The 20,708-nt window shown below is 44.3% G+C and carries 21 protein-coding genes; 6 read left to right on the top strand and 15 right to left on the bottom strand.

What is annotated here, in order from left to right; genetic code table 11:
- Positions 1–30: 30 nt before the first annotated feature.
- Positions 31–636: a class I SAM-dependent methyltransferase gene (locus DYD54_RS10740; RefSeq protein ID WP_063514871.1), complete on the bottom strand. Its 606-nt coding sequence runs from the start codon at positions 634–636 to the stop codon at positions 31–33.
- A gap of 341 nt (positions 637–977) precedes the next feature.
- On the opposite strand from DYD54_RS10740, the gene DYD54_RS10735 reads away from it, so the two are divergent.
- Genes DYD54_RS10735 through DYD54_RS10720 form a run of 4 tightly spaced genes read left to right on the top strand, consistent with a single transcriptional unit; the run spans position 978 to position 6,885 of the window.
- Entirely contained in the window at positions 978–1,619 is a 642-nt protein-coding gene (locus tag DYD54_RS10735; RefSeq protein ID WP_063514870.1) for a DNA methyltransferase, read from the top strand.
- A gap of 1 nt (position 1,620) precedes the next feature.
- Positions 1,621–3,360: an Eco57I restriction-modification methylase domain-containing protein gene (locus DYD54_RS10730; RefSeq protein WP_063514869.1), complete on the top strand. Its 1,740-nt coding sequence runs from the start codon at positions 1,621–1,623 to the stop codon at positions 3,358–3,360.
- Entirely contained in the window at positions 3,353–4,405 is a 1,053-nt protein-coding gene (locus tag DYD54_RS10725) for an FRG domain-containing protein (RefSeq protein ID WP_115265763.1), read from the top strand. The genes DYD54_RS10730 and DYD54_RS10725 overlap by 8 nt, the downstream gene beginning before the upstream one ends.
- Positions 4,402–6,885: a DEAD/DEAH box helicase gene (locus tag DYD54_RS10720; RefSeq protein ID WP_063514867.1), complete on the top strand. Its 2,484-nt coding sequence runs from the start codon at positions 4,402–4,404 to the stop codon at positions 6,883–6,885. Before DYD54_RS10725 ends, DYD54_RS10720 begins: the two co-directional genes overlap by 4 nt.
- On the opposite strand, the gene xerD is transcribed toward DYD54_RS10720, so the two are convergent.
- The 6 genes from xerD to recN are packed head-to-tail and all read right to left on the bottom strand — an operon-like array spanning position 6,875 to position 11,315.
- A complete protein-coding gene (xerD, locus tag DYD54_RS10715; RefSeq protein ID WP_063514866.1) occupies positions 6,875–7,804 on the bottom strand; it encodes a site-specific tyrosine recombinase XerD in 930 nt (309 codons plus the stop codon). The two genes, DYD54_RS10720 and xerD, sit on opposite strands and share 11 nt — an antisense overlap.
- Position 7,805: 1 nt before the next feature.
- The gene (tusA, locus tag DYD54_RS10710; protein ID WP_046700496.1) at positions 7,806–8,036 is read right to left on the bottom strand and encodes a sulfurtransferase TusA; all 231 of its coding nucleotides are present in this window, start codon (positions 8,034–8,036) and stop codon (positions 7,806–7,808) included.
- A complete protein-coding gene (locus DYD54_RS10705) occupies positions 8,033–8,494 on the bottom strand; it encodes a hypothetical protein (RefSeq protein WP_063514865.1) in 462 nt (153 codons plus the stop codon). The genes tusA and DYD54_RS10705 overlap by 4 nt, the downstream gene beginning before the upstream one ends.
- 32 nt (positions 8,495–8,526) lie before the next feature.
- Positions 8,527–9,015: a Holliday junction resolvase RuvX gene (gene ruvX / locus DYD54_RS10700; RefSeq protein ID WP_063514864.1), complete on the bottom strand. Its 489-nt coding sequence runs from the start codon at positions 9,013–9,015 to the stop codon at positions 8,527–8,529.
- Positions 9,015–9,581 carry a YqgE/AlgH family protein gene (locus DYD54_RS10695; protein WP_063514863.1) on the bottom strand — a complete coding sequence of 189 codons (567 nt, stop codon included), beginning with the start codon at positions 9,579–9,581 and terminating at the stop codon, positions 9,015–9,017. The genes ruvX and DYD54_RS10695 overlap by 1 nt, the downstream gene beginning before the upstream one ends.
- Positions 9,582–9,599: 18 nt before the next feature.
- A complete protein-coding gene (recN, locus tag DYD54_RS10690) occupies positions 9,600–11,315 on the bottom strand; it encodes a DNA repair protein RecN (protein WP_063514862.1) in 1,716 nt (571 codons plus the stop codon).
- A gap of 279 nt (positions 11,316–11,594) precedes the next feature.
- Here recN and rlmB point away from each other — a divergent pair, with 279 nt between their 5' ends.
- Positions 11,595–12,440: a 23S rRNA (guanosine(2251)-2'-O)-methyltransferase RlmB gene (gene rlmB, locus DYD54_RS10685; RefSeq protein ID WP_084260718.1), complete on the top strand. Its 846-nt coding sequence runs from the start codon at positions 11,595–11,597 to the stop codon at positions 12,438–12,440.
- A gap of 88 nt (positions 12,441–12,528) precedes the next feature.
- Here rlmB and nqrM read toward each other — a convergent pair whose 3' ends face one another.
- The 4 genes from nqrM to creC form a co-directional block, all read right to left on the bottom strand.
- Positions 12,529–12,777 carry a (Na+)-NQR maturation NqrM gene (nqrM, locus tag DYD54_RS10680; protein ID WP_080702180.1) on the bottom strand — a complete coding sequence of 83 codons (249 nt, stop codon included), beginning with the start codon at positions 12,775–12,777 and terminating at the stop codon, positions 12,529–12,531.
- Positions 12,778–12,893: 116 nt separating this feature from the next.
- Positions 12,894–13,055, bottom strand: a complete 162-nt coding sequence (locus tag DYD54_RS11490; protein ID WP_155400064.1) for a hypothetical protein — start codon at positions 13,053–13,055, stop codon at positions 12,894–12,896.
- Positions 13,042–14,352, bottom strand: a complete 1,311-nt coding sequence (gene creD / locus DYD54_RS10675) for a cell envelope integrity protein CreD (protein WP_063514861.1) — start codon at positions 14,350–14,352, stop codon at positions 13,042–13,044. Before creD ends, DYD54_RS11490 begins: the two co-directional genes overlap by 14 nt.
- 93 nt (positions 14,353–14,445) lie before the next feature.
- A complete protein-coding gene (gene creC, locus DYD54_RS10670; protein WP_063514860.1) occupies positions 14,446–15,906 on the bottom strand; it encodes a two-component system sensor histidine kinase CreC in 1,461 nt (486 codons plus the stop codon).
- Between the two features lie 115 nt (positions 15,907–16,021).
- On the opposite strand from creC, the gene DYD54_RS10665 reads away from it, so the two are divergent.
- Positions 16,022–16,885 (top strand): MBL fold metallo-hydrolase, encoded by an 864-nt coding sequence (locus tag DYD54_RS10665; protein ID WP_063514859.1) that lies wholly within the window; start codon positions 16,022–16,024, stop codon positions 16,883–16,885.
- An 87-nt stretch (positions 16,886–16,972) separates the two neighbouring features.
- Here the strand turns inward: DYD54_RS10665 and DYD54_RS10660 are convergent, their stop codons facing one another.
- The 4 genes from DYD54_RS10660 to dnaK all read right to left on the bottom strand — a co-directional run bounded on the left by DYD54_RS10660 (position 16,973) and on the right by dnaK (position 20,621).
- The gene (locus DYD54_RS10660) at positions 16,973–17,203 is read right to left on the bottom strand and encodes a hypothetical protein (RefSeq protein WP_063514858.1); all 231 of its coding nucleotides are present in this window, start codon (positions 17,201–17,203) and stop codon (positions 16,973–16,975) included.
- A gap of 208 nt (positions 17,204–17,411) precedes the next feature.
- Entirely contained in the window at positions 17,412–17,603 is a 192-nt protein-coding gene (locus DYD54_RS10655; protein WP_063514857.1) for a hypothetical protein, read from the bottom strand.
- A gap of 230 nt (positions 17,604–17,833) precedes the next feature.
- Entirely contained in the window at positions 17,834–18,562 is a 729-nt protein-coding gene (locus tag DYD54_RS10650) for a response regulator (RefSeq protein WP_063514856.1), read from the bottom strand.
- Between the two features lie 145 nt (positions 18,563–18,707).
- The gene (dnaK, locus tag DYD54_RS10645) at positions 18,708–20,621 is read right to left on the bottom strand and encodes a molecular chaperone DnaK (protein WP_063514855.1); all 1,914 of its coding nucleotides are present in this window, start codon (positions 20,619–20,621) and stop codon (positions 18,708–18,710) included.
- Between the last annotated feature and the right edge of the window lie 87 nt (positions 20,622–20,708).

Raw genomic sequence — 20,708 nt, 5'->3', positions numbered from 1 at the left:
TTTTATTGGTGGGTGTTTGCTCGAATGGTGCTATTCCTTCACCGCAAGCGTCACCGTATAAGTTTTGCCTTGTTTGATTTTGTCGGCATTGCCAAACACTTCATTAAATGAGCGTTTCATAAAATCACGCAGTCCGTTAATGGTAACCACATAAAACCGTCCGCCCGCTTCCATGCGTTCATAAGCGTCTAGCAGATACAGATAATGCTGTTCTTTACTTGCCTTGGCAGGTAGGTTACTCATGACAAGGCTGAATTTTTTGTCTTTATCCACGTGATAAAAGCCGTTGGAGAGTTGAACGTGGGTATTAGTCAGCCCGTTTTTTTGGCAATTTAAGCGGGCGTATTCTACCGCGACGAAGTCCTTGTCGATCAGGATGTGCTGACCATTGGGGCATTCGCGAGCCGCCGTCATGCCCAGCACGCCATAGCCACAGCCTAGGTCTATGGAATTATCATGAGCCTTAAAATCAATATAATCAAGGAGCATGAGGCTGCCGTCATCAAGACGTTCTGGGCTAAAAATCCCCCAAGTGGTGTGAAAGGTAAAGGGCTTGCCAAGCACGTCTTGGGTAAATGTGATGTCTTGTCGCCATTGTTTGGCTTTATTTTGAAGGTCGGCTAGGGTGGTGGTCATGATGTTTTTCCAAAAAAGTTTTGATTATTGTAACAAAAAGCCATACGCCATAAAACCTATTTATTTTACTTTAGAAAATAAGCGCTATATGATAGAATTTTCATAAATATTTACTCGGTTTTGTTATGTATTTTATTGACGAAATTCTCAAGCGCGCTATAATGCGTACCTGCGTACCTGCGTACCTGCGTACCTGCGTACCTGCGTACCTGCGTACCTGCGTACCTGCGTACCTGCGTACCTGCGTACCTGCGTACCTGCTAGCCTAACTTCCGCCCGATATTCCACTTCTTTTTCTTATTCTAAATCCTATCATCCACTAGCTTGCAAGGGGCAATCCCATGCAGGTTAAATCTCGTCAGCGTGTTGCCGACCACGGCGAAGTATTTACCGCTGAGCGTGAAGTTAAGGCAATGCTGGATTTGGTCAAAGCCCAATCCGAACAAATCGCCAGCACCTTTTTGGAGCCTGCGTGTGGCACGGGCAATTTTTTGGCGGAAATTTTAAGCCGAAAACTGACAACCTCCCTAAAATTATCCCAAATCAACAAAAGCCAAAAATCCCCCAAATATTCCCAATTTCATTACGAAAAGCACGCCATTCATGCCATATCCAGCATTTATGGCATTGAGCTATTATCGGATAATTGCACCGAATGCCGTAGCCGATTATTGGGTTTATTTCTAGACCATTATCAAAGCCATTTTAAAAAAATTAACTCTGCTGTTATTCAAACGGCAGAGTTTTTGTTGTCAAAAAATATTGTCAATGGCAATGCCCTAACCTTAAAAGATTTAAATGATAATCCGATTCTATTTAGCGAATGGAAGTTCATCAGCGACACGATCATTCAAAGGCGTGATTATATTTATGAGCATTTGGTAGAAAAAACCAATAATCAATTAACCGACAATCAAGGATTTATTCCCAAAAATATCCAAGATTATCCGCCCATTCATTATCTAAAATTAAGCGAGCAATAAAATGGACAATTTAAACTTGCAAATAAACAGTAACATCACAAAAGACCTAGACGTTCTTAATCAAGGTCAATTATCGCTATTTGAGCAAGCCTACAATCCTGATGTTTTGGATTGTTTATCCAGTCTATCCAATGATGAGGTATTTACATCGCCAAAACTAGCCAACCAAATGCTGGATTTATTGCCAAGCGACATTTGGCAAAATCCCAATGCCAGATTTTTAGACCCTGTGTGCAAATCGGGCGTGTTCCTGCGAGAGATTGTCAAACGCTTGGATAAAGGTTTGGCAAGTCAAATACCCGATAAACAAACCCGCATTAACCACATTCTAAAACATCAAGTTTTTGGTATTGCTATTACCCAACTTACCGCCCTATTATCCCGCCGTAGTGTGTATTGTGCCAAAGTTGCCAATTCGCCATTTTCTATCTGTGATGAATTTGATAATGAAAGTGGCAATATTATTTTTGGCAATGTCAATCATCAATTTGACAATGGCAAATGCACAGAATGTGGAGCAAGCCAAGAAGTTTTTGGTAATCGACAAGGCTTAGAAAACCACGCTTATGCGTTTATTCATAGCGATAAAGACAATGAATTTAAAGAGATTTTAAAAATGAAATTTGATGTGATTATTGGCAATCCGCCTTATCAATTAAATATTGGTAATGATGGCGGTAATAGTTCTAAGGCAAAAGCAATTTATCATCTTTTTATAGAGCAGGCAATAAAATTAAATCCTAAATATTTGGTTATGATTACACCAAGCAGATGGATGACACGAAGTGTGGAAGGTATTCCGCCAGAATGGATTGATGGTATATTAAATTCTACAAAATTTAAAGTGATACATGATTTTGAAAGCTCAAAAGAGTGTTTTCCAAATTTGGCACAGCCTATTGAAGGTGGTGTAAACTATTTTTTATGGGACGGTAATTATAATGGTAAATGTGAATACAATTATCACACAACAAGCGGAAATGTTTTGAGCAGATTTGATTTATTAGATGCCAATAAAATAGGTGTTGTTATTAGAGACCCTAATTCTTTTAAAATTATTGATAAAATTAAAAAAATTCATAAAGATTATTTTTTGGAAGAAGAAAATAACTTTTCATCATTAGTTAGCCCAAAAGACTTTTTTACCAATAAAGAGTTTTTAACTTCAAAGTGGAAAGGATTTAAAAAATCGCCAACAGATGATTTTAATATCAAATATTATCTAAATAAAAATGTCTCATCGGTTGGATTTGGCTGGGTAAGTCAAACACAAATTCCAAAGAATTTGGCAAGCAAAGATTTACATAAAGTTTATATTCCAGCCGCCAATGGTTCTAATAATCTAATTTTGGGAAAACCTTTTTATGGAGAACCTAATAGTGTATGTTCGCAAACTTATCTTGTTATTGGTTATGACCCTAAAAAGCATTTTTTAACAAAAGAGCAATGCGAAAATATCATTTCTTATATTCAAACCAAATTTTTTAGATATTTAGTAAGCATTAAGAAAAAAACCCAAAATGGTGCAAGGGGCGTTTATCAATTCGTGCCTTTGCAAAATTTTTATGAGAGTTGGTCTGATGAAAAACTGTATTTGAAATATGGGTTGTCAAAAGATGAAATTAATTTAATTGAAAATACAATAAGTTCAATGGATAACGATACAGGCGAAAAACCTAAAAAATCTCGTGGTAAAAAGACCACGCAATCAGAGTTGGATTTGGAGAGTGATGATGAGTAATGCGATTAGAATTGAAAGTGTTGCAGATTTTGTCAGTGCTTTATCAGAGTTAGGGGAATGTGATAGAGATAAATCACGATTTTTTCGTGGGCATTCTAACAAAGAATATTTGTTAGAGTCAAGCATTTATAGAAAAGACAAAAATACTGGAAAGCAAGAGCATATTCAAAACGAACATCGTATTGTCAAAGATGTTTTAACTGAATGTGCCGAATACTTTTCGCCACACGATACACTTTTTGATAAATTGGTAAAAATGCAACATTATGATTATCCAACACGATTATTAGATATTTCTTATAATGCGTTGGTTGGTTTATATTTTGCCATTTCCAATTCAAAAGATGAATTAAAAGACAAAAATGACGGAGAGGTGATTGTTTTTGATATTCCTAATGATGAAATAAAACATCACGATAGTGATACGGTTGCTATTTTATCAGCTTTAAGTTTAAGAGATGAAAGTTTTGATTTAGAGGAAATTATTTCCTTTTCTGACCAGCAAGCAAAAATTGCACAAACATTTTATATGGTAAAAGAGTTTAATTCAAAATCAACTTATCAAAATAATGAGTTTAATATTGAGATAAAAGATGAAATGTTAAGGCTTGGTTTTTCCAGTCCAAAAGATTTACTAAGTCATTTATCAAATAGAGAATACAATAAAAAATTTCTTGAAACATTTAATCAGCAAGAACAAATAATGAGATTATTAAATGATATTCGTAAAGATAAGTCTTACTTTATGCCAATTATTAACTCAAATGATTTAGAAAAAGTTATTTGTGTCAAGCCAAAATTAAACAATCCAAGAATTGCCAAGCAACACGGAGCGTTTTTAATTTTTGGCATTCAAAATAATAAAAGTAATCAAGCTGATGTTAATCCAAAGTGGGTTAGGGCAAAGTTTATTATTGATGCTGACAGTAAGAACAATATTCTAAGAGAGTTGGCATATTTTGGTATTAGACATCAAACCTTATTCCCAGAATTGGATAAACAATCCGCTCATATTATCAATCGCTACAAGGACAACTCAAAATGACCAACCCAACCTTTACCCAAATCCACACACCAAAAATCTATGTCTATTCCGACAGCCGTTATCCCAACGCCCTAAAAGTCGGCTATACCGCCCAAGAAACGGTAAGCCAGCGAATGAAACAGCATTATCCAACCGTTACGCCAAGCCAAAGTTGGAAACTAGAATTTGAGATTTTGGCGATTAAAGATGACGGCAGTTATTTTAAAGATTTTGCCGTGCATAAAATGCTAGAAACAATGGGTATTAACCGCATTGCAGGCGAATGGTTTGAATGTAATATTGATACTATCAAAAATGCCATTTTAAATATTAAGAAAGCCAAAACTTTTGAACGGCAACGCACACAAGATTTTAAAATGCGTCCAGAGCAATTGGACGCTGTGAATAAAACCGCTTATTATTTTAATTCTATTAAACAAGATAAAAATAACAACCGCACACCGCATTTTTTGTGGAATGCCAAAATGCGATTTGGTAAAACTTTTGCCACTTATCAGCTTGCCAAAAAGATGAATTGGCAACGTATTTTGATTTTGACCTTTAAGCCTGCGGTAAAAATGGCGTGGCAAGATGATTTGACAAGCCACATTGATTTTAATGGTTGGCAATTTATCAGCCGTGATAGTGATTTGACGATTGATGATTATGATAAAAATCGCCCAATGGTGTATTTTGGTTCATTTCAAGATGTGCTGGGTAGGGATAAATATGGCAACATTAAGGCGAAAAATGAATGGATACATAGCATCAATTGGGATTGTGTGGTATTTGATGAATACCATTTTGGGGCGTGGCGTGATAACGCCAAATCGCTTTTTGCCAAAGATGATGAATTGGCAAAAATGCAAAATGAATATCAAGAAATGGAAATTGGGGTAGAAAGTTTTGATGAAAATGAATTGCCCATTACCACAGAGCATTATTTGTATTTATCAGGTACGCCATTTCGAGCGATTGCCAGTGGTGAATTTATAGAGGAGCAGATTTTTAATTGGACTTATGGCGATGAACAAAAAGCCAAATTAGAATGGGATAAGACAAAAGGCGATAATCCTTATTTGTCATTGCCACAAATGATGTTATTAACTTATCAATTGCCAGAAAATATTCGCCATATTGCCACACAAGGCGAATTTAATGAATTTGATTTGGGCGAATTTTTTAAAGCAGATGGCAATGGTGAAACGGCTAAATTTAAACACGAAAATTATGTGCAAAAATGGCTGGATTTAATTCGTGATAATCTTGATGAGATGATTGTTAGCAATTTAAAACAAGGCAATGCCAAACCGCCAATGCCATTTAGCGATGTGAATTTGTTAAACAGTTTATTACATACGCTTTGGTTTTTGCCTAGCGTGGCAAGTTGTTATGCAATGGCAAATTTATTAAAAGCCCCTAATAATAAATTTTACCACGATTATGATATTATCGTATCGGCAGGCAATAGTGCAGGAATGGGCGATAGGGCGTTAATTCCTGTGAATAATGCGATTGGCAATAATCCACTTGCGACAAAATCCATTACGCTGTCGTGTGGCAAGCTGATGACGGGCGTCTCCGTGCCTGCGTGGACGGGGATTTTTATGCTAAGAAATTGTGCCAGCCCTGAGACTTATTTTCAGGCGGGATTTCGGGTGCAGACTCCGTGGACGGTGCGTGGTGATGATGGGATAAATATTATTAAAAATCAATGCTATATCTTTGATTTTGCTCCCAATCGTGCCTTACGCCAAATCGCTGATTATGCCCATAAACTAAACCCAGCCGAGGGCAACCCTGAGAGTAAAGTATCTGAATTTATCGCCTTTTTGCCTGTGCTTGCCTATGACGGCAGTGCAATGCAACAAGTGGACGCAAAACTACTCCTTGATATGGCGATGAGTGGCACAACGGCAACGCTACTGGCTCGCCGTTGGCAGTCGGCACTTTTGGTCAATGTTGATGATTTTACCTTGCAAAATCTGATGAAAAATCAAGATGCCATGGACGCTTTGATGAAAATTGAAGAGTTTAGAAGCCTTAATGATGATATTGAAGTGGTCATTAATCGTTCAGAAAAAGTCAAAGGCTTGAAGAAAAAAGCAGGCGAAGAAGAGCTGACCAAAGAAGAAAAGAAAACACTGACGGACGAAGAGAAAAAAGAAAAATCCTTGCGCAAGCAAATCCAAGAAAAACTCATCAAGTTTGCCACTCGCATTCCGATTTTTATGTATTTAAGCGATTACCGTGAGCATAATTTGCAAGATGTCATTCAAGAGCTTGAGCCTGAGCTGTTTACTAAGGTTACGGGCTTATCACAGGTTGATTTTTCGCTATTGGTGTCTTTAAATGTCTTCGACGAAAGCGTGATGAATCAAGCCGTTTGGCATTTTAAACGCTATGAAGATGCCAGTCTTGAATACGCAGGGATTGACAGGCAAGATGAGTATGTGGGGCTTTATAACACAGTGGTACCGAGAAAATACCTTAGCCTCTAGGATGATGTTCAGCGTGGAGCGTCTGTAAGCGTGCCGTGGCAACGTGGGTATAAATCTGCGTGGTGGATAGGTCGCTATGCCCGAGCAAAAGCTGAACGCTACGCAAATCCGCCCCGTGGTTGAGCAGGTGCGTGGCAAAAGCATGGCGAAGCGTGTGCGGTGAGATGTCGGTTTTGATACCCGCCAGTAGAGCGTATTTTTTAATCATGTGCCAAAAATTATGCCGCGTCATGTAGCCGCCTTGTTCGGTGAGGAACACCGCTTGACAGTCGCTCTTGCCTGACAGCAGTTCACCGCGTCTGATGAGATAGTCTTGTAGGGCGTTTTGGGCGTATTCACCCAGTGGGATAAGGCGAGTCTTGTTGCCTTTGCCGGTGATCTGTAGCCAGCCGGCGTTGAGATTGACCTGCTCTAGCGATAGATTCACGAGCTCACTCACGCGCAGCCCGCAGGCGTACATGACTTCAAGCATCGCTTTGTCGCGCAGTCCGCACATGGCGGCGACGTTTGGCGTGTCTAGTAGGCGCGTGATGTCGGCTTCGGATAAGGTCTTGGGTAGAGGCTTGGTGACTTTTGGGTTCTTGATGTCTTGACAGGGGTTGTCAAGGCGCACTTCATTGCCAATCTGCCACAAGAAGAACTGGCGCAGGCTGGCGAGCATTCTAGAGATGGTGCGCGGATTTTTGCCTTGGGATTGGGCAGATTCTAGGCAGTGATACACGTCCGCTTTATCCCAAGTCGTCAAAGGCTTGTCGGTGGTCGCCATGCATAATCTTAGGTCTCTGATGTAGGCGTTACGCGTGCGCACCGACAGACCGCGTGCCAGCATCGCTGTGCGAAATTCGGTCAGATAGACGGGATCGCCCATCACATGGATGATGGTGGGCGTGCGAGGCTCTTTGGCGCGGACTTTGCTCATGTTAGGATTTTTTGATGACCAGATAGCGGTATTTGCCGTCTGCTAGGGTTTCTTGATTCTCTAGCGTATGCCCCAGATGCCGACAGAAATTCGGAATGTCGCGCGTCGTCGCAGGATCGGTGGCGATGATTTCGATGCGCTCGCCGCCTGCCGCCTTACGGATGGTCTTATGCAGCAGCATGATGGGCTCTGGGCAGATGAGTCCTGTGGTGTCTAATTGATGATCGCTCATGAGTTGGTTTCGCTTTTTTGTTTGTCTTCTAAAAAGTTTAAAAATTTCTTTAAATTCACTCGAAAAACATACGGCATGGTAAACCAAGCTACCATCGCCAAAAACACACTCATAAAGAAAGTCGTGGTTGCGCCATGTAGCACATAGACGCTAACAGCAAAAGCAACCAAGATAACGGCAGTTAGTAGAATCGTCGCCAAGATGCCGCCTTGCATGATGCGATAACGCTGCAAGAACATCGCATGAAACAGACTCAGCGGAATGCCAAGCCCGATCAGCACATAAGGCAGGTAGTGAAAGGCGTAATAGATGAGTGTGTTATCCTTAAAGCTTGCCATGCTAGCCAATGTGCCAAACACACCAAAGCAGATAATGGCTGCCATGCCTAGATAGATGCTAATGTTGGCAAGGCGGATGGCTTCTTTGGTGCGAGTGATGAGTGTGGCGGTATGAGTCATGAGTGTCTTGGGTAAATGTTGTCAAAATAAAGTTAGTCTTTGCCCTTGGTGGGATTGTCATGGTAGCTGCCGACATATTGGGCAAGCTCTGGCGCATAAAAATAGCCATCCAACAGAATGCAAGCCGCGATGTCATCGATCGGGTCACGCTCATTCTGCATCCAGCCGCGCTCCCACGCCAATGAACGTGCTTCAGCAGAGCTTAGGCGTTCATCATAAGTGAAGACCTTGGCAGGGTGTTTGCGTTCGCCAAGGCGATGCGATAGGCGGCGGGCGAATTTATGCGCGCGCTTCGAGAGCATCGAATCCGTGCCATCCATATTCAGCGGTAAGCCCACCAGTACTTCATCGATTTTCCAAGTCTCGATGATGCCAAGCAGGTTATCCCAGTCGGGCTGACCGTTGTTCATCGCTAGGATGTCAAAGGGGCGCGCATCTTTACTTAGGCTATTGCCCAGCGCCATCCCCATTTTTTTGACACCAAAATCCAGTGCAAGGATGAGTGTTGGCTTGTCAGTCATTAGGCGCGTCCTTGGGTGGCGACGAAGGCGGTGGGTTTGACACCGATTTTATCATAAGCTAAGGACAGCCGCTCATCAAACGGTGCGCGGAACAGTATCTGCAAATCAGCAGGGCAAATCAGCCAGTCTCCAGCTTCAAGCTCGTCTTCAAGCTGACCCTTACCCCAAGTACAAAAGCCCATACACATCAGATAATGCGCCATGCTGTCTTCTGACAGGCGCTCTAGGATGTCTTTGCTGGTCGTCAGACAGACATTCTCTCCGATGGCGAAGCTTGATTTGAAGTCGGGCAATCCTGTATGCAGCACAAAGCCTGCATCAGGGCGCATTGGCCCGCCATTGATGGCAGGCGTGTTCATGGCGATCTGTGAGCTTGGTAGATCCAGCTCGTGCAAGAGTCCACCTACCGAGATGGATAGGGGCTGATTGACAATAAAGCCCCACGCGCCATCGGCATTGTGACGGCAGACATAGATCAATGTATCTTCAAAGCGCTCATCATCCATCTGTGGGCTTGCCAACAAGAAATGATGCGCAAGGCTTTTTGGATTGGTTTTTTTATTCATCGTGTGTGTTATTTTTATCTAATTATTTAAGTTGGCATCAGCATTCGCGCCAATCTGGTCGGCATGGGCAATATCCGCCAGCAGACTCTTGACGTGGTTGCGCGTGGCTTCATTGATGTTCACTCCACCTGACATGCGCGCCAGTTCATCGATCTGGTGTTCGCCTGTGATGACGCTGATGTCGCTGGTGGTCTGTTCACCATGGTCTTTATAGACCAGAATGTGGCGGTGTGCAGCGGCAGCGACTTGGGCTTGGTGGGTGATGGCAAGTAGCTGCTGATGCTTGCCCAAGCTGCGAAGCAGTTCGCCCACGACCTGCGCTGTGCCGCCGCTGATGCCCACATCGACTTCATCGAATACCAGCGTTGGGCGGCTGCCTTTGCCATCACCTGCTGCCATTACCTGCATGACGAGCGCCATACGCGACAGCTCACCCCCTGAGGCGACCTTGTGTAATGGCTGTAGCGGCATGCCGACGTTGGCGCTGAACAAGAGTGTGATGTCGTATTTACCGTGTGCGTTATATTGGCTTTCGTCTTTGGCATTGAAGGCAAATTCGCAGCGTGCATTCGGCAGAGCAAGTGGTAGCAGTCTTGCCTCTAGGCGCTCACAGATGTCAGGCGCGATGGCGATGCGTGCGTTATCAAGCGCTTCTGCCGCTGACAGATATGCTTCATAGGCTTCATTGACCTTGGCGTCAAGCGTATCATTATCGGGCAGACCGCCTAGATGATCAAGTTCGGCTTGCCAGTTCGAGGCATCCGCGATCAGTTCATTGACAGGCGTGTGGTATTTATTAGACAGTTGGTGCGCTAAGTCCAGCAGTTTGTTCAGCTCATGCAGGCGTTCTTCGTCGGGTAGTGACTGTTCAGCATAGTCGGAGAGCTTGGCGGTGGCGTCCATGATTTGCTCTTGGGCGAGTGCCAGCAGCTGACTGCATTCGCTAAATACCTTGCTCTTATCCGCGCTGTGATCGCAGATACGCATCGCACGACCTAGCAGGCTTGCCACGCTAGGCTCGTCACTGTCATTATCCAAGAAATTCACCGCCGTCATCGCCTCGGTCATCAAGGCTTCAAGGTTTGACAGCTCGTCATATTCGCTTTCGATCTCGTCGAAATTCACTGACAACAGCGGTTCAATGTCAGCAAGCTTGGCAGACAGTAATGCCATACGATCGGCACGTTGTACAGATTGGCTTTTTGCGTCATCGGCTTGTTTTTTGATGGTTTGCCAGTTCTGATAGGCTGTTTTGGTGGCGGTCTTTAAGGTGGTGAGTTCGCCAATTTTGTCCAGCCAATCAATGACGAATTGCGGCTTTAATAATTCAAGCCCTGCGTGCTGAGAGTGGATATTGACGAGAATTTGCCCCAGTGATTTTAGCTCGCTGATGCTGGCGGGCACACCGTTGATCCACGACTTTGAACGCCCTTGGCTGCTAATCTTACGGCGGATCAGCAGGGTGTCTTCCTCTAATTCGCGCTCGTGCTCGGCGAACCATGCGGTGACTTCATCGTTATTGGTGATGTCAAATTCGCCAAAAACCGTCGCCTCATCACAGCCATGACGCACGATGCCACTGTCAGCACGTTCCCCAGCGCATAAGGATAATGCATCTAAAATCAATGACTTGCCCGCACCTGTCTCACCCGTGATGACGTTAAAACGCTCATCAAAGCTGATTTCTTTTTCCTGGACCAGGGCAAGATTATTTAGGCTTAGAGATACCAACATGGCGACATTTTTCCGTAAAAAGGCGGCGGTTTATGATAATCAATTTATGCCGATTTAGCAATTTATGAAATGTTAATTTTAATGCATGCGTGAGATGATGACGCATACCATCGTGGGCGGCATCGGTTATTTTTGTGTGCTTTGGGATTATAATGGGGATGATGCTTGCCATTCAAAAGTGCTGGCTAAAATTATCTGCCATTACCGGACGATGTTTTGACAATTTGGCATAAATTTGCCACAATATCAAAGATTTTACCTTCTTAATAAGCCCATTTTATGTCAAAAGCACCCAAAGCATTCGCCAAATCTACCGATAAATTCAAAAAAGACAAGTCGGGCAAGCCAAATTCATCAAAAGCCAAACCCAATCGCACGCCACATTTCTACGGCATTCATGCGGTGATGGCATTATTAAAGCACCGCCCACAGGATGCGTTGGCGTTATTTGTGCAGCTGCGCGAAGATGGTGCGACTAGCCAGACGCATGACGACATCATCAAGCTTGCCAAAGATGTGGGCGTGAGTGTGCAGATGACGCACAAGGACAAGCTTGCTGAGCTGTGCGACAGTCATCAGCATCAGGGTGTGGTTGTGTCTGCGCGAGCGCCGAAGCTGTATGATGAGAGCGATCTGGTGGCATTGTGTGATAAGGCAGATGCGTTATTTTTGGTGTTAGATCAGATTACCGATGCGCATAATCTGGGCGCATGCCTGCGTTCTGCCAGCGCGATGGGTGTGGATGCGGTCATCATTCCCAAGCATCAAAGTGTCTCCATCACGCCGACGGTCGCCAAGGTGTCGGTCGGGGCAGCAGAAGTTATCCCATTGGTGGCGGTGACGAATTTGGCTCGTAGTCTGTATGCCCTCAAAAAATCAGGCGTATTCGTCTTTGGCACCGCCCTAGATGAGACGGCCAAGCCTTTGTATGATTGTGACTTCTCGGGTAAGGTTGCCATCATCATGGGATCAGAAGGCGATGGCATGAGACGCTTGACGCGTGAGTATTGCGATACGCTGGTCTATATCCCGATGGCGGATAATCCTGATCGACCTCAGAGCCTTAACGTGAGTGTTGCCACAGGCATGGCGCTGTATGAAGTAACAAGACAGCGCGCCAAATAACCTTAGTTAAATCACCATAATAAATCGCCCAAACTCAAGAGATTGGGCGATTATTTTTATTGTGTTTCACGTGAAACATGATTCAGCTTTATGCAGATTTTGCCAAGCTTTTGGCTTTATCGCTGGTCGCCTTGTCCATATTGCTTTCGCATTTATTGGGGTCATTGCCGCAGAACTGGCAATATTCATCACCCATAAGATTGGCGACACCGCCGCATGAGCCTTTTAGGGGTTGTTTTTTTACCAAATAGCCCACGCCCATGAATAAGAAAAACAGCAAAAAAATACCAAAAGTCACCGCAAATACAGGTAAAAATTGATAAAACATGTCGGTCATGGCTTGCTCCTTTTTTTCAGATGGCAAGATAAATTTATTCTATTATAAGCTTTTTTGCACAAAAAATCAGCCACATTTGTAAACCCGTGGCTGATTTTTGTATGGTTTTGGTGCGTTTAGTGGTCTGATAAAGGGTTTGCTTGGCAGCAGATTTGTTTATCAAAGCTAAGAATCAGCCCCAATGTTGGCAGATACAGCCAATGCAAAAACTCTACCGCACCTTCAAAATGCCGCATGATGGCAGATTTGGACAAGCCGATCAGATCATGGGTTTGCATGGTTATCTCCTTCTGGTTGATGGGTTTGGTTTGGCTTCATTGGGTTTAATTCTAGAGCGTACCAATTCACCTTGCGTGTGATGAACATGACCGCCGCTAACAGTAGGAAGCAAAAAACAGCGCCCAACAGTAGATTAAGTTCGTCGATCGATAGGATAAAATAGAATCCCGCATAAAGTGATGATAATAAGAGCGTAAATGTGCCAGAACGCTTGGCGCCATCCAACACGTAGTAGGTATAGAACCCGATGAGCAAGGCGCATGCACCTGCCGCGATGCCATAGGCTGCATAGAAGGCGATGTGTTCAGCAAGCGACAGCAGCAGCACATAAAATATCAATAAGGCGCTCGCCACCAGACCGTACTGTAGTGGGTGAATGCGCAGCTTCTTCATGGTCTCAAATAAAAAGAAAGTACCAAATGAAATAACCAAGAACAGCAGTGCGTATTTGATGGCGCGGTCGGTTAGGGTGTAGGTGTCTGTGGTATTGACGAATGCCACCGCCAAATGGTTTAGGTTGTTATGAAGATTGGGGCTGCATTCGCTCTTGCATTCGCTGGCGCTGATGATGGCTTGTGTGTTGGCGGTCGCCAAAAAATCATTCTGCCAGTCCGCGCTAAATCCTGTGGCGTCTATGCGCTTATTATTTGGCAGCGCATCACCCAAAAACTTAGGCTCTGCCCAATTGCCCGCCAATGAGACTTTGGCATTGTCACCTGTCGGTGCGATGTGCAGGCTGTCGATGCCTAAGACGTTCAGGTTGGTGCGGATGTTCAGAGGCTTATCTAAAGTGTGTGCATCGTCGGCGATGATGGCTTCGATGTAGGATAAGTAATATTTACCTTGAGTGTTGAACTTGGTCGGATATTCTTTGCCATTGATGGTGATTTTGGCGTTGCTTGCGCCGCGAAGGTCGGATATGGGGATGATCAGGCTGACGGGGGTTGCGTCGTTACCTTCGGTCTTTGGTGGGGTGATGGGTTGGTATTTTTGAGAGATGTCTAGGCTGCTTTGATGGCTGATGGCGTGATAAATGCCGCGGCGATATTTATCATCCTGTACGTCGCTTGTGCCCGCGATGTTGCTACTTTGGGCAAAAATGGGCGCATCACCGACCAATAAAAATGGCGCAATCATGAACTGATCGCCTGCGTGCATGGTTTTGATTTCTTCCATCACGCTTTGGTGGTAATTTGAGCGTTCGTAAACCAGTGAGTTTATAAACACCATTCCCAAGCCGAATAAAAAGCATAGCGTGCCGATGATGAACAGTTTAATGGTAAAGGTCTTTTGCATAAATTACTCCTGTGGGAAATTTATGCAAATAGTACAAACCCTGTATGCAAAAATGATGGAAAAAGGTGGGACTTTTATGGAAAATGTGTGAAATCAGCGTGGCACACTCATCACCATAATCACGCAATTATCCTTATCCTGCCCAAAACTCACTGCCCCGCCATGTAGCTCTACCACTTGCTTGACAAGGGTTAGCCCAAGCCCTGTGCTTTTTTGGCGGTGGCTGTTGCCCATGCTAAAATACCGCTCAAAGGCTCGCCTGATGATAAAGTCGTCCAGCGTGTCGCTGTCGTTTTTGATATGGATAAACGTGTCTGTCTCGGTTTGGCTTATATGAATGACTATTGTGCTTTTGCTATAATAAATGGCGTTGTCAATGACGTTTTGCACCGCTTGGGTGAGCCAAAATTCATCGGCACGGATATGAATACCGCTTTTGTCAAATTGCACGGTTTTGCCAAGCTGTTTTAGGGTTGCCGACTGCTGATTTAGGCAGGTTTGAATGAGTGCGTCCAAATCAACATCGCTCATGGTAAGTTTAAAGGTGGGCTGTTCAATCTTGGCAAGGGTCAAAAGTTTGTCCACCAAGGCGGTTAATTTGTCCGTTTGCGATAGGATAATGCCCGTAAACTGCTCACGCTCGGCAAGACTCAGCTCGTCCGTCAAAATCTCGCTACTGGCACGAATGGCGGTCAGGGGGGATTTTAGCTCATGCGTGAGCGTGTGGACGTACTCGCTGACGTACGCCTTGTTTTCTATGGTGTCTTTCATGGCGTGAATGCTTGCCATGAGTTCGTTCAGCTCTCGCCCAAGATAAAAATGGGGCGGAGCGGTGCTGGCAAGCCCTTTGGTGTAGCGGTTTACGCTGTCTATGCTGCGTCTTAACCACCATGCCATGAGTGTGGCGGTGGCAAGCGTGATTACCATAATTGTTAAGATAATCTTAATAATCTCATCGGTGCTTTTGTTGATATAGGGAATAAGCGTTTGGGTGGGCTTGCCAACGGATACCACGCCAATTATCTGCCCGTCTGAGACAATCGGGCTTGCCACATACATGACCGAATGCCCGCCGATGTCAGTGCTTCTTGCCCCGTATTTGCCACGCAGGGTCAGATAAACGTCATTCCAACGGCTAAAATCCGCCCCCACGCTCGCCCCACGACTGTCATAGATGACCACGCCTGTGCTGTCTGTGATATAGATGTGGTAAGTGCTTGTGGATTTTTGATGATACCAAATTGGCGTGCCAGCAAGCTCGCTTGGGTCGGTAAAGGCGTGGGATAATTTGGCGTTAAGGGATTGATTTAACTCATCTTTTGATAAATCTGCCACGTCATCTGCCACGATGTGCGACAGTAGCATCGATGTATCCACAAGGCTGTCTTCTACCACACGCTTGGCGGACGGTCGCACGGTTTTTTGGACATAATATAGGGCAAGGGACGATGACAACAGGGTAATCAAGGCAAAGGTGAGCCATATCCGCACAAAAATGCTAAAACTTAGGCGTTTTTTAAAAATGCGGTCAAGTAGGGTGTGAAAAGTTGGCATGATGATAATTATTTTGATTAATTCCTCTTATTTTAGAATTATCTAAAATAGCATTGTAGGGGTGGGTAAATTATGCTATAAATAACTAAACCCACGAATATCAGGGAGCGGACACATGAACGTGCATTCTTTTTTAGACCCACAGACCGAGACGTATAGCCACATACTCATCGATGATGATACCAAACTGTGTGCCATCATTGACCCTGTGTTAGATTATGACCCTGTGTCGGGGCGGGTGAGTTATGATAATGCCGATAAACTCATCAATTTTATCACAACGCACGATTTGACGGTCAAATACATCATTGAGACCCACGCCCATGCCGACCATATTACGTCCGCCCATTATCTAAAAGAGCAACTTGGTGGGCAGACGGTCATCGGCAAACACATTGCCACGGTTCAGCATATTTTTAAGGACATCTATGACCTTGATGATGACTTTATTCCCAATGCTTCTCAATTTGACCATTTGACCGATGACGGCACGACTCTTGCACTTGGCAGTCTTAGCATTACCGCCATGCACGTGGCAGGGCATACCCCTGCAGACATGGCGTATCAGGTAACGGACGGCACACGGCTCATCGTCTTTGTGGGTGATACGCTCTTTGCTCCTGATGTTGGTACGGCTCGTTGTGATTTTCCTGCTGGTGATAGTGGTCGGCTTTATGATTCGATACAACGCATTCTGGCACTGCCCGATGAGACGGTATTGTATCTGTGCCATGACTATCCGTCAAAGCACCGCACGTATAGCCCAACCACGACAGTCGGCGAGCAAAGACGGCATAATATCCACGTCAAAGACGGTATCAGCCGAGATGACTTTATTAACATGAGAGACACTCGGGACAAAACCCTATCCGTGCCTAGACTCATGCTTCCGTCCGTGCAGGTCAATATCAACGCAGGCGAGTTTTTTACCACCCAAAACGGCAAGCCGTATGTTCGCATTCCTGTTAATCAGTTCTAGATATTCAAATACGGACATCAGATTAAGCTTGCACACCAATGCCATAGACAAATCACTTGCAAATGCTGCAATGATGACAACTATTCTTTATCTGTCATTTCGGTTTTCTGCTGGCAATTGGTAGTGTTCACGTAGTAGTTTTCTTGCCAATGGCGCAAAGTTGCCGCGCGCTTCTTGGTTGATTGCCTTAATCAATGCCGCGTCTTTTTCTTTATGAAAGTTAATCAATTTGTTCACGATGTTTTCTTCGCGCTTCTTGATGGCTCGGCGGACATAATCAGGTGTTTTTAATTCATTTGGATTTTTAAAATTACTCATTCTATTGCCTTAAAAAAATTTGCGCTTTCTTGGGAAAGTGTTATAATGCTTAGCAAGTCAATATTATATGTTGGCTTACATAAAAATCATTGCCTTTTGATTTTTAAAAAGCCCTAAGTTTATAGCTTAGGGCTTTACTTTTTATCTGATGTTGGCATGACTGAGCCATGCAATGCATTGGATAAATTCACCCATAAACTTTCAGTTTTTAATCTTTTTTGGGTTCTGATTTTTGCGCTTGTGCGGATTCGCCTAATTGATAATGCCTTGATAGCAATACCCTCATCAGATCATTGAAGCTGCCTTCGTCTTTGTTAATGGCCTCAATTAAATCTGCATCTTTTTCAAGATGTAAGGGGATTAATTTTCTGTAATACAACTGGTGTCTTTTTTGTGTCATGATTCCGCCTTAATTTCCAAAAACTTTATTTAAAAGATAGGATGGTATTTCAAAAGAAATTAATCAATAAAATCACACTATCATCTTTTGATTAAATTGAGATTAAATCTTTTGGCTCGCCATAAAATCAACATCCGCATCCCTTAATGATAGTGCATATAATAAAAAGAAAAGCAAGTATTTGGCAATTTTATTTTGTGTTAGCGCAAATTTTGTTCCAAACTCATCTTTTAAGCCAACCCATACCCAAGCCCCCGATGCGTGATGATAATCTCATCATCGCACACATCGCCCAATCTTTGCCGTAAAGTCTTGATATGACTGTCAATGGTGCGTGATAGGCGGTGTTCGGGGTGGCCGGAAATGCTTGCCAAAATCTGCTCACGGGACAAAATGTGCGTGGGATTGGCAAGCAAGGTGAGCATGATACCAAGCTCGGTTTTTGATAAGGTCAAGGCGTGATTATTTAGAAAAAGTGAATAATCATGGGCTTGATAACGCCAAGTATGCGTGCCCGTGGTTTTGGTAAAATCGGTGTGGGTGGGGTCTGATTTGCCTGATGTATCAGATTTGTCCGATTTTTGGGTAAAGATATTCTCTCTACGCCATATCGCTTTTAGCCGTGCCATCAGCTCTCGGGGGCTAAATGGCTTGGCGATGTAGTCATCCGCCCCCAGCTCCAAGCCCAAAATTCGGTCTATCTCGTCCGTGCGTGCTGTCAAAAACAGTATGGGAGCGTGGGCGTGCCTGTCGCCTTGGCGTATCATTTGGCACACGTCAAAACCGTCCCCGTCAGGCAATCCCACGTCCAGCACAACAGCGTCAAGGCGTGGCGTATCAAGGCAGGGGGCGACTTTGGCAATCGTGTCCGCCCATGACACGGTATAGCCTTCGCGCTCTAAGGAAAAACGCAAGGTCGTGGCAATGGCAGGGTCGTCTTCGATGATGAGAATGTGCATGGCATGGCGTATTAGTTGGTATGTCAATATTATACGTCAAAATTAGATACAAATACTGCACAAGAAAATTTTTCACAAATTTTCCATAAAAGAACACCGCCCAATCAAATTGAGCGGTGTTTCGTTTTTGCCTAACGACTAAAGATTATTTATCATCTTTAACTTCGGTAAACTCAGCGTCTACCACGCCGTCATCGGCAGGTTTGGCTTGCTCTTGTGCTTGACCTGCGTCCGCACCGCCTTGGTCAGTGCTATAAATCTTCGTACCGATTGGCAAGAATGCGTTGTCAAGGGCTTCTAGCTTGGCTTTGATTGCGTCCACGTCATCTTCTTTGGTCGCAAGTTCTAGCTCGCTGATTGCCGTTTCTACCGCTTGTTTTTCTTCATCGGTGGCTTTGTCGCCATTTTCTTTTAGGGCTTTTTGCACCGCACTGATGCGACCATCTGCTTCATTGCGTGCATCTGCAAGCTCGGCAAACTTCTTGTCCGCTTCAGCATTGGCTTCGGCATCACGCACCATTTGTTCAATCTCTTCATCCGTCAAACCGCTGTCGGCTTTGATTTGGATAGATTGTGATTTGCCTGTGCCTTTGTCCTTAGCGGAGATGTTCATGATACCGTCTGCGTTGATGTCAAAGGTAACTTCAATCTGTGGCACGCCACGGGGTGCAGGCGGAATGTCGGTTAGGTCAAAGTTGCCCAAAAGTTTGTTTTGGTTGGCAATCTTACGCTCACCTTGATACACCTGAATGCTTACGGCAGGTTGGTTGTCAGCAGCGGTTGAGAACACTTGTGATTTTTTGGTAGGAATCATCGTGTTTTTCTCAATGATTGCCGTCATCACGCCACCCATGGTCTCAATGCCTAGCGTTAGCGGAGTTACGTCAAGTAGCAAGACATCTTTTTTGTCGCCCGCAAGTACCGCCCCTTGAATCGCCGCACCGATTGCCACCGCTTCATCAGGGTTCACGTCTTTTCTTGGCTCTTTACCAAAAAACTCTTGCACTTTTTGCTGTACAAGTGGCATACGGCTTTGACCACCCACCAAAATCACGTCATCAATATCGCCAGCTGACAGACCAGCATCTTCTAGGGCAATCTTACATGGAGCAATCGTGCGAGCCACCAGCTCTTCGGTCAAGGCTTCTAGTTTGGCACGGCTGATGGTGATTACCAAGTGCTTAGGACCTGAGGCATCTGCGGTGATGTACGGCAAGTTCACTTCGGTGGAAGTTGAGCTTGACAGTTCAATCTTGGCTTTTTCGGCAGCTTCTTTTAGGCGTTGCATGGCTAGCGGGTCGCCTTTTAGATTGACGTTTTGCTCTTTTTTGAACTCGTCCACAAGGTAGTCGATCAAAGCAATGTCAAAGTCTTCACCACCCAAGAAGGTATCGCCGTTGGTAGATAGTACTTCAAACTGCTGTTCGCCGTCCACGTCCGCAATCTCAATGATAGACACGTCAAAGGTACCACCACCTAAGTCATAGACAGCAATGGTGCGGTCGCCTTCTTTTTTGTCAAGACCAAAAGCAAGGGCGGCAGCGGTTGGCTCGTTGATGATACGCTTAACATCAAGACCTGCAATGCGTCCTGCGTCTTTTGTGGCTTGACGCTGGGCGTCGTTAAAATAAGCAGGCACAGTAACGACCGCTTCGGTAACGGTTTCGCCAAGATAATCTTCGGCGGTTTTTTTCATTTTTTTCAAAACTTCGGCAGAGATTTGTGGCGGTGCTTGTTTTTTACCGTTCACTTCTACCCACGCATCGCCATTGTCGGCTTTGACGATTTTGTAAGGCACAAGACCGATGTCTTTTTGAACCGCTTGTTCGTCATAACGACGACCGATGAGGCGTTTGACGGCAAATAGGGTGTTTTGGGGGTTGGTAACTGCTTGGCGTTTGGCAGATTGACCGACAAGGGTCTCGCCGTCTTTGAATGCCACGATAGAAGGCGTGGTTCTGGCACCTTCGGCATTTTCAATGACTTTGACGTTGCCATTTTCTAGGACTGCCACACAAGAGTTGGTTGTACCTAAGTCAATACCGATAACTTTACCCATAATTTTTCTCCGATTTGTTAAGTGAATTTTTGACAAATTTGCAAAACAGTTTTGTCACACTTGTCTGTTATATTTGTGTCAAATTTG

Source organism: Moraxella ovis (genome assembly GCF_900453105.1).
Taxonomy (GTDB): Bacteria; Pseudomonadota; Gammaproteobacteria; order Pseudomonadales; family Moraxellaceae; genus Moraxella; species Moraxella ovis.
The sequence above is the reverse complement of the archived record's forward strand: the minus strand, read 5'-3'. Positions and strand labels throughout refer to the sequence as shown.